11 protein-coding genes and 1 pseudogene are annotated in these 16,448 nt (G+C 69.5%); 5 read left to right on the top strand and 7 right to left on the bottom strand.

The window, feature by feature from the left end:
* Positions 1 to 118: 118 nt before the first annotated feature.
* Positions 119 to 1,474 (top strand): diacylglycerol/lipid kinase family protein, encoded by a 1,356-nt coding sequence (locus JIX55_RS27795; RefSeq protein WP_257565990.1) that lies wholly within the window; start codon positions 119 to 121, stop codon positions 1,472 to 1,474.
* 279 nt (positions 1,475 to 1,753) lie between these two features.
* Entirely contained in the window at positions 1,754 to 3,376 is a 1,623-nt protein-coding gene (locus JIX55_RS27790) for an MFS transporter (protein ID WP_257565989.1), read from the top strand.
* Positions 3,377 to 3,899: 523 nt separating this feature from the next.
* Here the strand turns inward: JIX55_RS27790 and tnpA are convergent.
* Positions 3,900 to 4,316 carry an IS200/IS605 family transposase gene (gene tnpA, locus JIX55_RS27785; protein ID WP_257565988.1) on the bottom strand — a complete coding sequence of 139 codons (417 nt, stop codon included), beginning with the start codon at positions 4,314 to 4,316 and terminating at the stop codon, positions 3,900 to 3,902.
* Positions 4,317 to 4,341: 25 nt separating this feature from the next.
* Here tnpA and JIX55_RS27780 point away from each other — a divergent pair.
* Positions 4,342 to 4,479: pseudogene (locus tag JIX55_RS27780) on the top strand (helix-turn-helix domain-containing protein); the annotation flags it as partial.
* A gap of 41 nt (positions 4,480 to 4,520) precedes the next feature.
* Positions 4,521 to 5,075: a hypothetical protein gene (locus tag JIX55_RS27775; protein ID WP_306820038.1), complete on the top strand. Its 555-nt coding sequence runs from the start codon at positions 4,521 to 4,523 to the stop codon at positions 5,073 to 5,075.
* A gap of 123 nt (positions 5,076 to 5,198) precedes the next feature.
* On the opposite strand, the gene JIX55_RS27770 is transcribed toward JIX55_RS27775, so the two are convergent.
* From JIX55_RS27770 to JIX55_RS27750, 5 genes are all read right to left on the bottom strand, one after another.
* Positions 5,199 to 8,345, bottom strand: coding sequence for a hypothetical protein (locus tag JIX55_RS27770; RefSeq protein ID WP_257565987.1), 3,147 nt, complete (start codon positions 8,343 to 8,345; stop codon positions 5,199 to 5,201).
* Positions 8,346 to 8,953: 608 nt separating this feature from the next.
* Positions 8,954 to 9,802, bottom strand: a complete 849-nt coding sequence (locus JIX55_RS27765; protein ID WP_257565986.1) for a hypothetical protein — start codon at positions 9,800 to 9,802, stop codon at positions 8,954 to 8,956.
* A gap of 114 nt (positions 9,803 to 9,916) precedes the next feature.
* Positions 9,917 to 10,582 (bottom strand): Crp/Fnr family transcriptional regulator, encoded by a 666-nt coding sequence (locus tag JIX55_RS27760; RefSeq protein WP_257565985.1) that lies wholly within the window; start codon positions 10,580 to 10,582, stop codon positions 9,917 to 9,919.
* A 34-nt stretch (positions 10,583 to 10,616) separates the two neighbouring features.
* A complete protein-coding gene (locus tag JIX55_RS27755) occupies positions 10,617 to 11,135 on the bottom strand; it encodes a Pycsar system effector family protein (RefSeq protein WP_257565984.1) in 519 nt (172 codons plus the stop codon).
* A 352-nt stretch (positions 11,136 to 11,487) separates the two neighbouring features.
* A complete protein-coding gene (locus JIX55_RS27750) occupies positions 11,488 to 12,123 on the bottom strand; it encodes a hypothetical protein (RefSeq protein ID WP_257565983.1) in 636 nt (211 codons plus the stop codon).
* 786 nt (positions 12,124 to 12,909) lie between these two features.
* Between JIX55_RS27750 and JIX55_RS27745 the strand changes: the two genes are divergently transcribed.
* Positions 12,910 to 15,579: an RICIN domain-containing protein gene (locus tag JIX55_RS27745; RefSeq protein ID WP_257565982.1), complete on the top strand. Its 2,670-nt coding sequence runs from the start codon at positions 12,910 to 12,912 to the stop codon at positions 15,577 to 15,579.
* A gap of 253 nt (positions 15,580 to 15,832) precedes the next feature.
* Here the strand turns inward: JIX55_RS27745 and JIX55_RS27740 are convergent, their stop codons facing one another.
* Positions 15,833 to 16,447, bottom strand: a complete 615-nt coding sequence (locus JIX55_RS27740) for a TetR/AcrR family transcriptional regulator (protein ID WP_257565981.1) — start codon at positions 16,445 to 16,447, stop codon at positions 15,833 to 15,835.
* Between the last annotated feature and the right edge of the window lies 1 nt (position 16,448).

The following is a 16,448-nucleotide window of genomic DNA, read 5'->3' as shown; positions in this document are numbered from 1 at the left end:
CGGTTTTTCCCGGTCAGCTCCGTCCACAGGAATCGCCAGGAATCGCCCTCCCCAGGTGGTTCCGGTTCACGCGGGCCCCGATGTGATGAGGCAGGCACGTCCACACGCGGGAGGTCGCATGCCGACGGCAGCGCACGCGAGGAAGCGTCTGGCTCCGCGCTGGACCGCGCGTCTGGCCCTGGTTGCGGGAACTGCGGCGGCGGTGGTCCTGCTGCTGTTCGCCGGGCTCCAGAGCCTCCTGCTCGTGGGAGTGGGACTGGCCGGGCTCGTGATCGCGGCCGCGGGCGCGTGGTGGGCGCTGGCGCGCACCGGCCCGGCCAGGGCACTGGCCGCCGTGCTGGCCTGCGCCGCACCTGTCGCCGTAGTGGTGCTCTACGCGGTGGCCGGACTGCTGTGGGTCGCGCTCGTCTCGCTCGCGCTGTGGGTGCTGGCCGTCCTCTGCGGCAGAACCGCGCTGGCCGCCGTCGGTGGACCGGCTGGTGTTCGGGAACACGCGGTCGCCGCCCCCCGGCGGCCCTTCCTCATCATGAACCCGCGCTCGGGCGGCGGAAAGGTCGGGACGTTCCACCTGGAGGAGAAGGCGAAGGCCCTCGGTGCGCAGGTCGCCGTCCTGGACCCGGACCATCGCCAGGACGTGGCCGCGCTCGCCCGGCAGGCCGCCGACGAGGGCGCCGACCTGCTCGGCGTCGCCGGAGGCGACGGCACCCAGGCCCTGGTCGCGGGAGTGGCGGCCGAGCGCGGTCTACCGTTCATGGTGATCGCCGCCGGCACCCGCAACCACTTCGCCCTGGACCTCGGCCTCGACAGGGACGATCCCTCGCTGTGCCTGAACGCACTCACCGAGGGCGTCGAGCTACGCATCGACCTGGGCCGCATCGGGGACCGCATCTTCGTGAACAACGCCTCCTTCGGCGCCTACGCGACCGTCGTCCAGAGTCCCGCGTACCGCGACGACAAGGCACGTACCGCCCTTCAGCTTCTCCCGGACCTGCTGACCCATCACAGCGGCCCGCGCCTCACCGTCCGCGCGCAGGGCACGGACAGTGAGGCGGCCATCGAGGCACCACAGGCCGTACTGGTGAGCAACAACCCCTATCGGACGGACGACCCGGCGGGGATGGGCCGTCGCGAGCGGCTGGACTCCGGCGTCCTCGGGGTGCTCGGCATCAAGGTCGACAACGCGGCACAGGCAGCGGGGATGCTCCGCGGCAGGCGCTCGCCCGGCCTGGCCTCGCTCACTGCCCAGGACGTCGTCGTGGACGCCGACGCTCCCAGCATTCCCGTGGGCGTCGACGGCGAGGCCCTCGTCCTGCCGACCCCGGTCCACTGCCGGATCGAGCCGCGCGCCCTTCGCGTGCGCGTGCCCCGCCGCCGTCCTGGTGTCCCCCGTGGCAGACCCCCCATGAACTGGCGCCGGGTGGGACGGCTGGCGCGGACGATGGGACGGACCGCGGCGGGGCGTCACCCCCGCTGACGCCCCGGCGCGAGCGTGCGCCCACACGTGCACGGACAGGAGCGCGCAGCGGCTTCGCGTTCCATCGGCCGCCTGCCCGTCCGGCGGGTCGGGGCAGCGGCTTCCGCAGGCCGAGCGTAGGGGCCTGCCCCTACTGACGGGCGCCGCCCGGTGGGTCCCGGATTCGCCGGCTCGCACGCCGGGCGGGCTGACCGGTGACATCGACAGTGTCGCCGCCATGTGACTGACCCCTGTGGCGGGTCGCCGAGCGGGCCCGGGAGCAACTGCCACGATGCGCCCATGGCACCGGCACCCCCTGCGGACGCTGCTGCGAGGCCGGCGACAGCGCGCCTCGTCCTGCTGACACTGGCGTCAGGTCAGTTCCTGATGGCCCTCGACAGCTCTGTCATGAACGTGTCGATCGCGACGGTGGCCGAGGACCTGGACACGCCGGTGACCGGGATCCAGGGGGCCATCACGGCCTACACCCTCGTGATGGCGATGTTCATGATTCCCGGCGGCAAGGTCGGTGCGCTGATCGGCCGCAGACGCGCGTTCGTGATCGGCTGCGCTGTCTACGGCTGCGGCTCCCTGACGACGGCGCTCGCACCGAACCTGACCGTCCTGCTGATCGGCTGGGCGCTCCTCGAGGGGATCGGAGCGGCGCTCATCCTGCCCGCGATCGTGACGCTGGTGGCGAGCAACTTCGCCGTGGAACGGCGTCCCGCCGCCTACGGACTCGTCGCGGCCGCAGGGGCCGTGGCCATCGCGCTGGGTCCGCTCATCGGAGGTCTTGCGACCACGTACTTCTCCTGGCGCTGGGTGTTCGCGGGTGAGGTCGTGATGGTGCTCGGCATCGTGCTGCTCGCCCGCCGCGTCGCCGACGCGCCGCTCGGCGAACGCGCGCGAATCGACTTCGTCGGTGCCGTGCTCTCCGCCCTCGGGCTCGGGATCTTCGTCTACGGGGTGCTCCGCTCGGACGAGTGGGGCTGGTTCCAGCCGAAGCCCGATGCTCCTTCGTGGCTCGGGGTTTCGCTGGTCGTGTGGCTGATGCTGACCGGCCTGCTTCTGATCTGGCTCTTCCTCCGCTGGGAGGCCCGCGTGGTGGAGCGACGCGGGGAGCCACTCGTCGACCCGGCCATGCTGCAGAACAAGCAGCTCACCGGCGGCCTGACGATGTTCTTCTTCCAGTACCTCGTACAGATGGGCGTGTTCTTCGTCGTACCGCTCTATCTGTCGGTCGCCCTGGGCCTGTCCGCGCTCAAGACCGGCGCCCGCATCCTGCCTCTCTCGCTGACCCTGCTGGCGGCCGCGATCCTGATCCCGCGCCTCCTCCCGGACGTCTCGCCGCGTCGGGTGGTGCGACTCGGGGTCCTCGCGCTGCTCGCGGGCGCGGTGGTCCTGATGGCCGCGCTCGACGCGGACGCCGGTGGGGAGATCGTCACCATCCCTCTCCTGCTGATCGGGCTCGGCATGGGCGCCCTGGCGTCCCAGCTCGGTTCGGTCACCGTGTCCGCGGTGCCGGAAGCGCAGAGCGCGGAAGTCGGTGGAGTCCAGAACGCCGTCACCAACCTCGGCGCCTCGATCGGTACGGCACTCGCCGGGTCGATCCTGATCGCCGCGCTCACGTCGTCGTTCCTGACCAGCGTCGATCAGAACCCGGCAGTCCCGGACCAGGTCAAGAGCCAGGCGTCCGTCCAGCTCCAAAGCGGTGCGCCCTTCCTGTCGGACGCTCAGCTGAAGGAAGCTCTCGACGATGCCGGGGTGAGCGAGGAGACGTCCCAGGACGTGTTCGACGCGAACACCGAAGCGAGGCTCGACGGCCTGCGCGCCGCACTCGCCGCACTCGCCCTCGCCGCTCTCCTCGCCCTGTTCTTCACCTCACGGATCCCGACGACCCAGCCTCACGCGAAGAGGCCGTAGCCCCGGGCGGAGAGGTCACGACTCGTGACCATTGCATTGCGCAGGCAATTTCCCCGGCTGAGAGCGCGAGTTCGATTCTGCGTGCCCTGAATCAAGGTCGATCGGGCCTTCGCAACCCCTACGGGTGCGAGGGATTCTGAGGGGTGCGGCGGTGTGCGGTGTTGTCGCCCTGCCGGTCGGCGCCGATTGACTGATGCGGCACTCCGTCGTCCGTCGTCATGAGGAGCAGTACATGCCGCAGATCACCGACTCGTCCCCGGCCGCCGTGTTCCCGCGTCTGAGCTGGGCCGAGGACCTGTTCGGGGGCGTCAACCGAACGGATGGCGGGAGCTGATCCGTTGACTCCGCGCCACGCCGTTCACCCAGGGATCACACTTCCGGCGGCCCGGTGACCCGAGGTGGGAACAGCAGGGCGACCGGAATTCATTCGCAGTGCATCGGCCTTCAGGCTGGTGGTGAAGCGAATCTGACAGGGGCGACGCGGAGCGTCGCGAGGGCTGGTCCCGGCGGAGCCGGGCGGTGCTCACACCGGCCGGTTCTGCTGCTCGATGTACTGCCTGACCACGGTGAGCGGGGCGCCGCCGACGGTTCCGGCGAAGTAAGACCCGGACCAGAGCTTGTTGGCCCGCCAGTAGTGGCGCACCAGGTCGGGGAACTCCTGCCGGAGGCGGCGGGAGGAGACGCCCTTGAGGGAGTTGACCAGCTTGGTCACGGCGACCTTGGGCGGGAAGTTCACCAGCAGGTGGACGTGGTTGTCCTCGCCGTTGAACTCCACCAGTGTGCACTCGAAGTCCGTACACACCGACCGCATGATCTCCTCCATCCGCGTCAGATGAACATCGGTGAACACCTTGTGCCGGAACTTGGTCACGAAGACCAAGTGCACATGCATCACGAAAACACAGTGCCGACCAGTTCTGATCTCCTGCATCTCACTCATAACCCAAGTATGTAGCGTGGCCGTCATGCAGCTCAGGTACAGCTTCCGCCTGTACCCGGACACCGGTCAGCAGACTGCGTTGGCGAAGGCGTTCGGGTGCGCCCGTGTCGTGTTCAACGACGCGGTCCGCGCTCGTGAAGACGCACGAAAGGCCGAGCAGCCGTAGAGATCCAGCACAACGGCCAGCTCCTGACCCACAACGCCATGGCCACCCTGCTGCCCGACAGCGAGGTCGGCATCGCGGTCGTCACCAACACCGGCTTGATCTCCGGAGACGACGCCGCCCAGATCCTGCCGGGCCTCGTCGACCTCGCGCGAGGCAAGAGCCCCGAGGTGGCGAAGCCCTTCTCGATGACGGCCGACTGGGTCCTGGCGGCGCTGACCCTACTGGCGACGGGCCTCGGCGTCCGCGGCGTCCTGCGGGCGCGTCGATGGGCGCGGCACACCGTGCGGCGACCGTGGTGGCGTACGGCCCTGTGGTTGCTGCCCCAGGCGCTCCCGGTCCTCCTCCTCACGCAACTCGCCTCGCTTGTGGGTCTGCTGATGAACCGCTCCGGAACGCTGGCACAGACCGCCTACGCCTGGCCGGCGCTTGTCGTATGCGCGGCGGTCGGCGCCCTCGCCTCCCTCTCGGTCATCACGGCCCGGGCCCTCGCCCTGTTCCGCCACCGCAGACACGCCCGGCACGGGGCCGGGGGCGACGAGGGCGACACACCACTCGGCACAAGAGACGAACATGAGGCCCTCCGCCCCGCCTGACGCCGGATCCCCCCCGAGGCCACTGCCGACGGGCAGATGACAACAGCCGACAGGAAGCCCGCGCGGTCCCGGGGTTGACGGAAATGGACAGCGCAGGACGAGCCCTTCAACCAGGTCGACGATCTACTTCATCAGCTGTCGCATCAGCTCCGTGAGTTCCGCTTCCTGCTCCGCCAGGCCGGTCGGACCTGCGGCTAAGCACAGTTGCCGGGCCGCCTGAACCGCTCGGACAGCGTCCGGCAGATGGGCTCCCCTTTCCAGACGAATTCGCGCGAAGGCGATATGAGCGTCGACGGCGATCTCAAGGGCCATCGCCGTCAGGCCACCCGTCCGGACGAGCGAAACCGCCTCCCGTGTGGCGGCCCGCGCCTCCTCGTCACGCGCCAGCGCGTGGTACGCCAATCCGAGGCTGGTCAGGCAGCGGACCTGGAAGGGAGCCAGAGTGGAATTCCTCTGGTCGCCCCTCCGAAGCTCCTTCAGCAGAGCGTCCGCTTCCTGAAGATCGATCAGGCCGAGCTCTCTCCGCCCCTGTTCAACAGCCATCATCCCGTGCAGCTCAAGGGCGGTGGCCAGTTCCAGCTTCGCCCCGGGCCTTTCCATGATCCGAGCCCGAAAGAGGACGACGGCATTCCGGGCACTTGCCGCCGCTTCCTCCCGATGGTTCGCCGCCCACTGATGCAGGGCGAGAAGAGCGAGAAAGGCCGCTGCGTCCCCGCCATCCGCTGCTCCGGTCTTCCGCAGCACCGCCTCGACCCTCCTGATGCCCCGCGTGGACGCTTTGAGGTCGCCGGAGACGACCAAGGCGCGCACACACGAGATCGTCAGGCGAACGTCCAGCCAGGGCAGGGGGGCGTAGGTCCGGCGAAAGTGTGCGTAGGTGCGCAGCGCGATCCGGGACATCTCTTTGGAATCGCTCAGCTCACCCTTCGCGAGGAGGATGTCGGCGATCCTGCCCTGGCGTTCCGCGAGAACTGATGCGAACCATGGGAGGCGTTGCGCGAGCTCCTCGGTCGCCTTCGCCGCCTTCCGCGCGGCGGTGAGCGCCTGGTCGTGATCGCCGAGGATCTTGAGGGCGTCGGCCCACGCCCCAAGGGTTAGTGCCAGGACGCTCTTGTCCACCGGAGCCGCGGCGTCCGCATTCGCATCGGCGTCGGTGAGGGTGACGCTCTCCCGGGTCAGCGGAAGAGCGGAGGCCACCTGCCCGCACTTGAGGAGGAGAGTCGCGTGCTTCGCCAGGGAGGCCGCCAACGCCTCGCGATGCCGAGAGTCCTTCCTTGCCAGGCTCCGGTACAAGCGGAGTGACTCGGACGACACAGTCACCGCCTGGATCGGGCCTTGGTACGCCAGGCTGTCGCCCAGGATCGCGAGCGCGTGCGCCAGCAAAGCAGTCCGCTCCGGGTCCGAGGCCACCACCTGCCGTGCGAGCGACACCGCTTCGCCCGCCGAGTCGATGGCGGCGCGTGTCTGCCCGACCCTCACCTGCACTGTGCTCATGAGGGCAAGAGCGTGCACAAGGCGCTCCGCACGGGAGACGGACTGCCTCTCGGCGAAGAGCTCGCGCCATGCCGATACGCTCTGCGCCGCCGTTCGCAAGGCGGCTTCCAGGTTCGCCGTACGGAGCAGGATGCCGGTCTGGGAATGCAGTGCACGGGCCAAGTACATACGGCGGTTCGGGCCCCGTTCAGTCACTCGCCGCAGCCGGCTCACCGCCTCACCGCAGATCACGAGGGCTCGCGCGTCACCCGATTCGTAGAAGAGCCATTCGGCGTGGTGCACCAAGGAGGCCGCGAGCGCCGTCCCGAAGGGAACTGCGGGCCGCGTCGGCCCGGTCGTGTTGAGTTCGCCTGTCCCGCCGTGCGGCGGCGTACCGCCGCGCACCGGCAGGGATCCTCTTCTGATCTTCAACGCCTCCGCGCCGGCCTCGACCGCCTCCTTGTGATTACCCTGCTCGGTCAGGGCGGCGCACAGGCTGAACAGCGCGTCGGCCAGGGCGAAGCTGTGGTCGTCCGATCCCTCTTCGGCCAGAGGACGCAGGAGGGCAACCTCGTCGCGTGCGGTGCCGGCGGCCTGATCGAACAGGCCGGCGAACTGGTAGATGACGGTGAGTTCGTGACACAGGGCCGCTTTTTCCGCCGGGTCCTCCACCTCCTGCAGCCGGGCCTTGATGACCCGGCCGAGGACTGCGGCCGCACCCGTACCGAGTCCCGTACGGTCGTAGTCGCCCAGCACGGCGGCCACGGTCTGCAGGGTTTCGAGCTCGATGTACGGATTGTCGGCCAGCGTGGCCAAGGAGGCGTTCCCGCACTCCAGCACGATCCTGGGGCGGGCCCTGAGCAGGGGCGAGAGGTAGTCCACGGCGATATGGCGCCACCGGGTCGCCATCTCGATGAGGGTGATGAGCGCCCCGCGAACGCTTTGGCCGACCTCTTTCCTGGTCGACTCCAGCAACTGGTTCGTGGCCCCGGCGGCCCAGTGTTGCCCCATGAACTCCCCGCCATGGCCTGGCAGTGTCAGGGCGACGAAGTCCTCGGCCAACCGATCGGGTTGCAGGGGCTCCAGGACATTGTCCGCCTCTCTGAGCACGGGCGGAGGCGGGTAACAGAAGGCGTGGTCCCGGACGATGCGGCGGGCTCGCTCGCGACTGCTTGCGATGCCCATGGCCATGGCGACCTCGAAGGCCTCTCGCTGCCGCATGGGACCGCACAGTGATGCCGCGTAGACCGCGCTCTCCAAGGCCTCGGCATCGGTGCGGATCCGCTTGCTGCGCTCCAGGTTCCGCCAGTGGTCCCGCTCCCGCCTCAGGAGGTAGGAGGACAGTCGCGCAGGGTCCACGGGAGCCGACGTTTTCCGGTGGTGGGCGTCGACTGCGGCGAGCGCGGCCATGTGGATCGTGAGGATCAGCGAGTAGGCGTCGTCGGAGAGCAGTCCCGCGGGCGGGCCGATCGCCTCTGGATCGGAGACCTTGAGCCGTTCGGCGAACGCGTCACGTGCCACGCGGAAGGCGTGCTCCCGTTCTTCCGGTCGCGCGCCCAACGGGGCCAGCCGAATCGCTTCCGCGTCCAGGTCCAGTTCGTTGTCGAGAAGGTACTCGAACTGCTCCCACCAGACGCCGGCGGGACGTGAGAGCAACAGAAAGCGAAGCGGCAGCTCCCAGAGTCCCTTGGACTCACGAATGAACTCCAACAAGTCGTCCTCGGGCCACCGCTCCGCATAGTCGACGATGATCAGCACACCTTTGGCGTCTTCATCGAGCATGGGCATACCGCCCATGTCCTGCGCCGAGTTCTTCGCGTGCTGAGCGTCCAAGGCCACCCAGCCCTCTTCGCCCCATGTCCGGCCGAGATGCCGGGCGAGGCGGGTCTTGCCCTCGCCGCCGGGTGCGTGCAGCAGTCGGACAAGTACGGTCTCGTCGGAGTCTCGCCAGACGGTGAACTCCTCTTCCTCGTCGGCCCGTCCGGAGAAGTCCACCACCTCGTCACGCGTGCGCAGGAGCTTGCTCGGCTGCTGCCGGCCCTTCGCGGCGACCGAGACGGAGATGCGGCTCTTCAGCTGCAACGTGTTGACTCGCCAGGGAGGGCCGACCCGTTGGACGATCAGGTCGCGCCCCGCCTGGTAGATGGTCGCAGCTTCGTCCGCCCGCGCGACGAAGCTGTAAAGGGGACGGTCCCACTCCGTCAAGGACGGTCCAGACGGATGTCGCACCCTGCCTGGCCGAGCGTCGAATTCCGTCGCACGCACAGAGCGGTTCCGGTCGCCGTCACCACTGGATTCATGGCAGCCCCCAGGTTCGCCGATAATGGACAAATGCTACATGCGGATGAAGCCCGTGCGAACAGGTGCGAACGCACCGGGAAAGCTGCCGTGCGGTTTCCTCACGCTCACTCCGACGGCTCCGTGGGCCTTGGCCGGTCCGAGCCAGCGATGTAGTCGCGGCCGACCTGGATGAGCCGGGCCTTGCCGCTGGCCCTGCCCTTCATACGCACCGAGGCCCCGCGCTCGTCGGACCCGGCATCCACTGTGGCGCTCGGCGCGGTCGGGGTGCGGTCCCCCGGCCCAGGCACCACCGTGTCGTCGTTGGAGAGATAGGGGCTGATCACTGCCGGGACCAACCCCGGCACGAAGACCCAGCACGTCTCCTCGAATTCCGGCTTGCCGTCGACCCGGGCCGTGGCCCGCAGGAAGTGACGCGGTTGGAGCGTCGGGGTGCGGCCCGCACGGACGGCCCGGCGGAACACCGAGTCCGAGACCACGGCGGCCAGCGGAAGCTCGTGATCGGTGGCCGCCGCCATGGCCTGGTAAGCCGGTTCGCTGTCGACGAGTCGGCAGGCGTCGTTGGCCGCGTCACCGCGGTGTGCGGGTGGCTCCAGCGGGCCGACATGCACGCTCGCGCGCAACCGAAGCTTCGGTTCGTCGGCCAGCCGGCTTCGCTCGTGACGGTCCAGCGCTTGGCGGAGGTTGTCGAGGAAGGGATCGACCAGTCGCGCCGCATGCCGCGCGGGGAGTACGAAGATGGCTCCGTCACCCCGGTCCTTCACCGCGTTCTCCAACGTCGAGACGTCGCCGATACCGCTCTGCTCGAACAACGTGGAGACGATGTGGTCGAGGCGGGCTCGGGTGGGCGCCATGTGCAATTCGGGAATCTGGCTGTACCCCTTCATGTCGACGACCAGGAGCACGTGTTCCGGGGGTACGTCGACAGCGTCATCGGACGGGACAACAGAAGGCATGGATCAGTGGCCTTTCCGGCACGAGAGAAGGGGTGGGATGTGCGTGATGGCCGATACTCCTCGGCCTTGAGGCTGGGTGGTGCCCACGGGTGGGCACCACCCAGGTGCGATGGGTCACCGCTGGGCGTACGCGTGTGACTGGATCGATGCGATGTCCCGTACGACGAGACCGCCGGCGGCCTCTGTGTCGAGCCACCCCTGCACACGCCATGGCCGGAGAGCCGACCCGACAGCGTTGCGGGACGCACCGATCATCTGCGACAACTCCGTCTGCGTCAGACGCACGACATAGTCGGTGCCCGTATCCGAGGCCGCCTGGAGCAGGCGGCCCAGAGCCGAGGCCAGTCGCACCGGCACCGGCGCGGTGGCCATCTCCAGGCGTACCGTCTCCGCTTCGCGGACTCGCGCGATGGCGTGACGCAGCAAAGGGTCCAACAGCCCATTGCGGTTGACGAAGGACAGGAAGGCCGGCGCGGGAACTATGTGAACCCTGCAGACCTCGGCGGCTGTCACAGACGCCGTACGCGGCTGATCGTCCAAGACGGCCAGTTCTCCGAAGATCTCACCTGCACCGCGCACCGACAGCAATGTCTGCTCCCCCTGAGCTCCCGCCAGCGTGACCAAGGCCGAGCCGGAAGCCAGCAGGATGACATGAGTGCCGGGATCACCCTGGCGCAGCAGTACGCTCCTCGCCGGCCGCACGTGGAGCGGAGCCAGGTCGCACAGTTGCGACCACAGACACTGACCGATGACCGATACATGCGGCCGGTACATGCCCATCCCCCTTTGTGACAGCCACCACTCACCGATGGTCTCAAATGGTGATGTACAGGATCAACAGTCCTGCTCCCGCCATCGTGAGCGCCGCCGCAGTGACATCAACGGCCCACCTGAGGATCGTGAACTTCCGTTGAGCCAGCGTCGTGAACAACGCGAGCCGCTCCGCTTGCATCTGCTGATGCCGGTCCGCTTCCGGCATCACGGGATCCGCCCCGGCGGTCTCCGTCCGACCGGGGTCCGCAGCGGAACATGCGAACGTCCTCAACCTGCCGCCCGGCGGCAGAACGGGACGGATGGCCCACATCGTCATGATGAGCGCCACTCCGAGAAGGACAGCGGCCCCCACCAAGGCGGCCACGGGCATCCACGTGGATTTCCACACTGCGGACAGCACCATCGCGTCGACGGCCAGCAGACCACCGATCAGGCCGCACAGGGTCGCCGCTTTCGTGTCCGCGCGCTGCACCTCCGCGAACATCCCGGCCGCTTCGGCCTCAAGCCGACTGCACCTCACCTGTTCGTCCGCGCTGACGTTCCCACCGGGGTCGGGCATGCGCCCTCCTCCTATCTCACGCTGTCCGTGCTCTACACCGTGCCGGAACGACGCCCACAAGGGTGACCAGTGCAGGGCGCCACGCATGCCGAACCCATCACACGTCGCCGTCCCGAACATCGATCTTGCGGCGCCCCGTGAGCTGTGGTCAGGGGCCGCGGTCGGCCGCGGCCCCTGCCGAGTCGTTGTCGACGGCACCCAGATCGCCCGGTACACCCGCAACGGCGGCATGAACCAGACGTGGTGGTTCAGGGACGTGGGCAGCGGATACGTCCAGCTCGTCGGCAAGCGGAAGCCGCGCCGACGCGGTCGGTGTCCTGAATCCAGATGTGGCGGCCTTCGTCACGGTCTTTCACCATGTCGGCCCCATGACCCAGCAGTTCCCCCAGGCCGCGGCCAGGGCCTCGGGAATCTGTGGGACATCCCCGCACCCGTGCGGCCCACGGGGGAAGGTGTCACTGGCGATGTAGCTCCAGCTGTCCGCGGACGTGCCGCGGAAGTACTTGGTGACGCTGCCCTCGTCCTGCGTGCTCACGAGTTCCTCGTACGTGGCACCGGGGGTGGACTCGAACCGGGTGGCGGCGTAGCGGACGTCGCCGCACTGGCCGTAGAAGAACTGTCGCGGCACCGGCTGCATGTGGGCGAAGCGAGGAAAGCCGCGCCGGTATGCCGCCGTCACCGCGGACTTCACGGCGTCGGTGGCCGTCAGGTTGTGGCAGCCGGAGCGGCCGACTGCGGTAGCGGTTCCGGTGGGAGTGGGGGATGCGGTGGCCCCGGCCGGGGCGGCAGAGGTGCGCGACGGCGTGGGCGTGGTGGTGCGGGCGGGGACGTGCGGAGGAGTGCCTGCCCGCACAGAGGCATTCACGGAGGGCGACGAGGAGAGGGCGGCGCCCGAGCCGGCGTGCGAACCTGACGCATCCTCACACCCCGTCAGCAGCAGGATCCCGCTCATCACCGCTAGCACCGGCATACCTCTGAGAACGAGCATGGTGAGTCCTCTCCTCGGCTGCCGAAGCCCCTGCAACGACCTGCGGGACAGAGAGCACCACCGCTCGGCGTCCGGCCGCTGCCCCGTCCCGGGCACACGGGGCAGCTCCGGGGTTGGGGAAGGGCGGGGCGTACGACGGTCTGGGTTCCGTATACGCGCACCATACGCGCGCCGGTTCACCGACCCCGCTCGTGGTTCCGCTCCCCCTCGGTCACGTACGCGTGAGCCCGACGAGCGTGACAACCACGCCGCCGACGGTGACGGCGATCGCCGCACCCACCGGTCCCGCGTCACTGACGGGCTTCACGACGTACCGGATCCGGCAATGTCGCGGGCCGGAAAGCAGCCGCACACCGCACAAGCGGTGCAGCCCGGCTGACGGCACGATTTGGCGTTCCGTCGCCGTGGCGGACTCGGGTGCGGGCACAGGCCGGGGAGGCGCCGTTCTGGCGCTTTCGATCTCAGTCACTGGGACAACGTTGCCCAGACACAGTCGGTCGACCATCCGACAGGCTTCGGGAGGTGCCCCGCCGGCCGGCCGGGCGGCCCCCGCCGACCGGCGGGGGCCGGTCGGCGTACACGCACCACTGTGGTCGCCGATCTGGCCCGGCACCAGCGTCACCCGGCCGCTGATCAACCCTGACGCACCACGAGGTGACCTGAAAGGAGTTCCCGGCTCGAGGCAACCCTTTGCGGGGCCTGTGACCACAAGGAGTCGGATCCGGCCATTCCGGTAGCTGGATCCGCCTTCCTCTGGTGAACGGCATGCAAGGAGAGCACCTCCCTATGAAGAACCCCACGAACGGCGGGCGCCGCGGGCGTCACCGCCGTCGCTGGACCGCGACCGGTCTGCTGCTCGGCGTGCCCGCCATCGTCGTGCCGTATCTCCTGTTCGCGCAGGAGGACTCGCAGGCCGCGACAGTCGACGGCAATGCCTATTACCGGCTGGTTTCCGTACGCAGCGGCAAGGTGATGGACGTCAACGCCTTCTCCACCGCCGACGGCACCCGCATCCAGCAGTGGACCGACCAGAGCACCGCCAACCAGCAGTGGAAGCTGAGACCCACCGGGGACGGCTACTACGAGCTGGTGAACCGGAACAGCGGCAAAGTGCTGGGCATAGCGGGCGGTTCGACCGCCCGGGCGGCTGCCGCCGAGCAGCAGACCGACAGCTCCTCCACCTCCCAGGAGTGGCGGATCGACGATGTGAGCGGTTCCGACGCCGTCACCTTCACCTCCCGCAGGAGCGGCCAGGTCCTGGACGTCTCCGGAGGCTCCGCGGCCGACGGCGCCGCAGTCATCCAGTATCCCGGCAAGGGCAGCACCAACCAGCAGTGGAAGCTGGTGAAAACGGCCGAGACCCAGGCGGCCGGGACCGGCACCGCTGCCGGGGCCGACAGCGCGCAGACCACGGCCGCGGCCGGACCGTATGTGTGGAACAACGCCCAGGTGGTGGGCGGCGGTTACGTCACCGGGCTGGTGTTCAACCCGGGCGCGAAGGGCCTGCTGTACGCCCGTACCGACATGGGCGGCGCCTACCGCTGGGACGTCGCGGCCGAGCAGTGGATCCCGCTGACCGACTGGGCCGGCGAGAAGGACTGGAACCTGCTGGGCATCGATTCGCTGGCCACCGACCCCGTCGCCCCCGACCGGCTCTACCTCGCGGCGGGCACCTACACCAACAGCTGGGCGGGCAACGGCGCCATCCTGCGCTCCACGGACCGTGGCCGCACCTTCCAGCGCACCGATCTGCCCTTCAAGCTGGGCGCCAACGAGGACGGCCGCGGGGCGGGCGAACGGCTGGCGATCAACCCCGCGGACAACGGCACCCTGCTGCTGGGCACCCGCAAGAACGGCCTGTGGCGCAGCACCGACCACGGCGTGACATGGAGTCAGGTCTCCTCGTTCCCCGTCAAGGACGGGGCGAGCAGCGGCGCGGGCATCTCCTTCGTGACGTACGGCCCGGCCGGAAGCAAGACGGTCTATGTCGGCGTCGCCGACAGGTCCACCTCCCTGTACCGCTCCACCGACGGCGGCAGCACCTGGCAGGCCGTCTCCGGGCAGCCCACCGGCCAGATGCCGCAGCACGGCGTGCTCTCCGGTGACGGCTCGCTGTACCTGACGTACGCCGACACCGTCGGCCCCAACGGCGCGACGGCGGGCTCGGTGTGGAAGTACACGCCGGCCGGCGGGGCGTGGAAGAACGTCTCCCCGTCCCAGGGCAGCTACGGGTTCTCCGGTCTGGCCGTCGACCCGCAGAAGCCGTCCACGGTGATGGTCACCACCCTCGACCGCTGGTGGCCCGAGGACGAGCTCTACCGGACCACCGACGGCGGTACGACCTGGGAGGCACAGGCCGCGAAGTCGGTGCGGGACGCCTCCGCCGCTCCTTACGTCGGTACCGGCACCGGGCACTGGATGACCGCTCTGGCCATCGATCCCTTCGACTCCGGGCACGCGCTGTACGGCACCGGCAGCGGCATCTGGCGCAGCAAGGACGCCACCGCCACCGACAGTGGCGGCACCAGCCACTGGACCGTGGGGGCCCGAGGGCTGGAGGAGACCGCGCTGCTGGACGTGATCGCCCCGCCCGGCGGCGCCACCGTCGTCACCGCCATGGGCGACCTGGGCGGTTTCCGCCACGACTCCCTGACCGAGGTGCCCGCCGGGCGACTGAAGAACCCGATGATGACCAACAGCACCGACATCGATTTCGCCCAGTCCAACCCCGCGCTGATGGTCCGCGTCGGCCGTGGCGGCGCGCAGGACGGCGCCTACTCCACCGACGGCGGCACCAGCTGGAACGGCTTCAAGGCGGAGCCGGTGGACAGCGCCGACACCGGCCATGTCGCGCTCGCGGCGGACGGCTCCACCATCGTCTGGACCGAGGCCGGTCAGGCCCCGTACCGCTCGACCGACAAGGGGGTGAGCTGGTCGAAGGTCAGCGGCCTGGGCACCGGCGCCGTGGTCGTCGCCGACCGGTCCTCGGGCAAGACCTTCTACTCCCTGGCCGACGGCACGCTCTACGCCAGCACCGACGGCGGTGCGACCTTCACCGCCCGCGCCACCAACCTGCCCTCCGGCGAGCTCACGGCCGTCCCCGGCATCGCCGGAGACCTGTGGATCGCCGGCGGTGGCAAGGGGCTGCTGCACTCCACCGACGGCGGCCGTAGCTTCACCACGGTCGGAGCGGTGCAGTCCGCCTCCGCCCTCGGCTTCGGCAAGGCCGCGCCGGGCGCCTCCTACCAGGCCCTGTACCTGCTCGGTACCGTCAAGGACGTCACCGGCGTCTTCCGCTCCACCGACAAGGGCGCCACCTGGCTCCGCGTCAACGACGACGCCCACCAGTGGGGCAGCATCGGCGGCGTCGGCGTCATCGCCGGCGACCCCGACACCTACGGGCGCGTCTATGTCGGCACCAACGGACGCGGCCTCCAGTACGGCGACCCGTCCTGATCCCCACGCCCGAGCGGGGCCGGAGGCACAACGGCCTGCGGCCCCGCCACGGCTGAGGGACCTCGCTTCGTCCTGGCGTGGTGCCGGGCGACGGTCACGGATTCATCGTGCGGGGCGACCTGAACCGAGCAGGCCCGCCCACCAGTTGCCGTACCACCTCGGCCGCGGCCAGTGCCTCATTGCCTCAGCGGCCGTCACCCCTCGGCAGCTGTCGCCTTCCCGCGCCGCGTCCTGCCGAAGGCTGTCGCGGGCGTCACACGCCACCATCGGGTTCCGGCACCGGCCGGCCCGGGGGCGTGAAGGCGGCGAGCACCGTGGCCGTGATGTGGCCGGCGGCGCGGTCGGAGGTGAGACGGCCGGCGCGGATCTCCTCCGTGGCGCTGTGCATGATCGTGTGCAGGACGTTGACCAGCCAGGCGATCGGCAGGTCCGTACGGAAGACGCCCTCGGCGCGGCCTCGGGCGACCAGCGTCTCGACCCGGGCGGCGGGCCCGCTGTGCAGCTCACGGATGCGTCCCGCGGAGAGTTCCTTCTGGGCGGCGACGAGCAGCGCCCGCGCCTGATCCACCAGTTGCCAGCCGGCCTCGACGTAACGCGCCAGGGCGAGCAGCGGATCACCGGTCAGATCGACCGCGTCCAACGCCTCGTTGCCCCGGTCGATGGCGCGGCTCAGCGCCGCGTCGACAACCTCCGCCCGGGAGGTGAAGTGCGCGTACAGCGTCACCCGGCCCACGCCCGCGGCGCGCGCGATCTCGCTGAGGCTCGCCTCCGGGTTCCGTCCGAGACATTCGGCCGCCGCCTGCACGATCGCTTCGATGCTGCGCAGGGCGTCGGCGCGCTTGGTGGCCGTGGAGTTCTTGGAGCCCATA

The organism is Streptomyces sp. DSM 40750, from assembly GCF_024612035.1.
Classification (GTDB): Bacteria; Actinomycetota; Actinomycetes; order Streptomycetales; family Streptomycetaceae; genus Streptomyces.
Note: the sequence above shows the minus strand (reverse complement) of the source record. Positions and strands in the feature narration are given on the sequence as shown.

Bases quoted from the DNA above. Each gene is read 5' to 3' on its own strand.
- JIX55_RS27795 (WP_257565990.1), top strand. From the start codon at position 119: ATGCCGACGGCAGCGCACGCGAGGAAGCGTCTGGCTCCGCGCTGGACC.
- JIX55_RS27765 (WP_257565986.1), bottom strand. From the start codon at position 9,802: ATGCCTTCTGTTGTCCCGTCCGATGACGCTGTCGACGTACCCCCGGAA.
- JIX55_RS27790 (WP_257565989.1), top strand. From the start codon at position 1,754: ATGGCACCGGCACCCCCTGCGGACGCTGCTGCGAGGCCGGCGACAGCG.
- JIX55_RS27760 (WP_257565985.1), bottom strand. From the start codon at position 10,582: ATGGGCATGTACCGGCCGCATGTATCGGTCATCGGTCAGTGTCTGTGG.
- JIX55_RS27770 (WP_257565987.1), bottom strand. From the start codon at position 8,345: ATGGGCGGTATGCCCATGCTCGATGAAGACGCCAAAGGTGTGCTGATC.
- JIX55_RS27740 (WP_257565981.1), bottom strand. From the start codon at position 16,447: ATGGGCTCCAAGAACTCCACGGCCACCAAGCGCGCCGACGCCCTGCGC.
- tnpA (WP_257565988.1), bottom strand. From the start codon at position 4,316: ATGAGTGAGATGCAGGAGATCAGAACTGGTCGGCACTGTGTTTTCGTG.
- JIX55_RS27750 (WP_257565983.1), bottom strand. From the start codon at position 12,123: ATGCTCGTTCTCAGAGGTATGCCGGTGCTAGCGGTGATGAGCGGGATC.
- JIX55_RS27745 (WP_257565982.1), top strand. From the start codon at position 12,910: ATGAAGAACCCCACGAACGGCGGGCGCCGCGGGCGTCACCGCCGTCGC.
- JIX55_RS27755 (WP_257565984.1), bottom strand. From the start codon at position 11,135: ATGCCCGACCCCGGTGGGAACGTCAGCGCGGACGAACAGGTGAGGTGC.
- JIX55_RS27775 (WP_306820038.1), top strand. From the start codon at position 4,521: ATGGCCACCCTGCTGCCCGACAGCGAGGTCGGCATCGCGGTCGTCACC.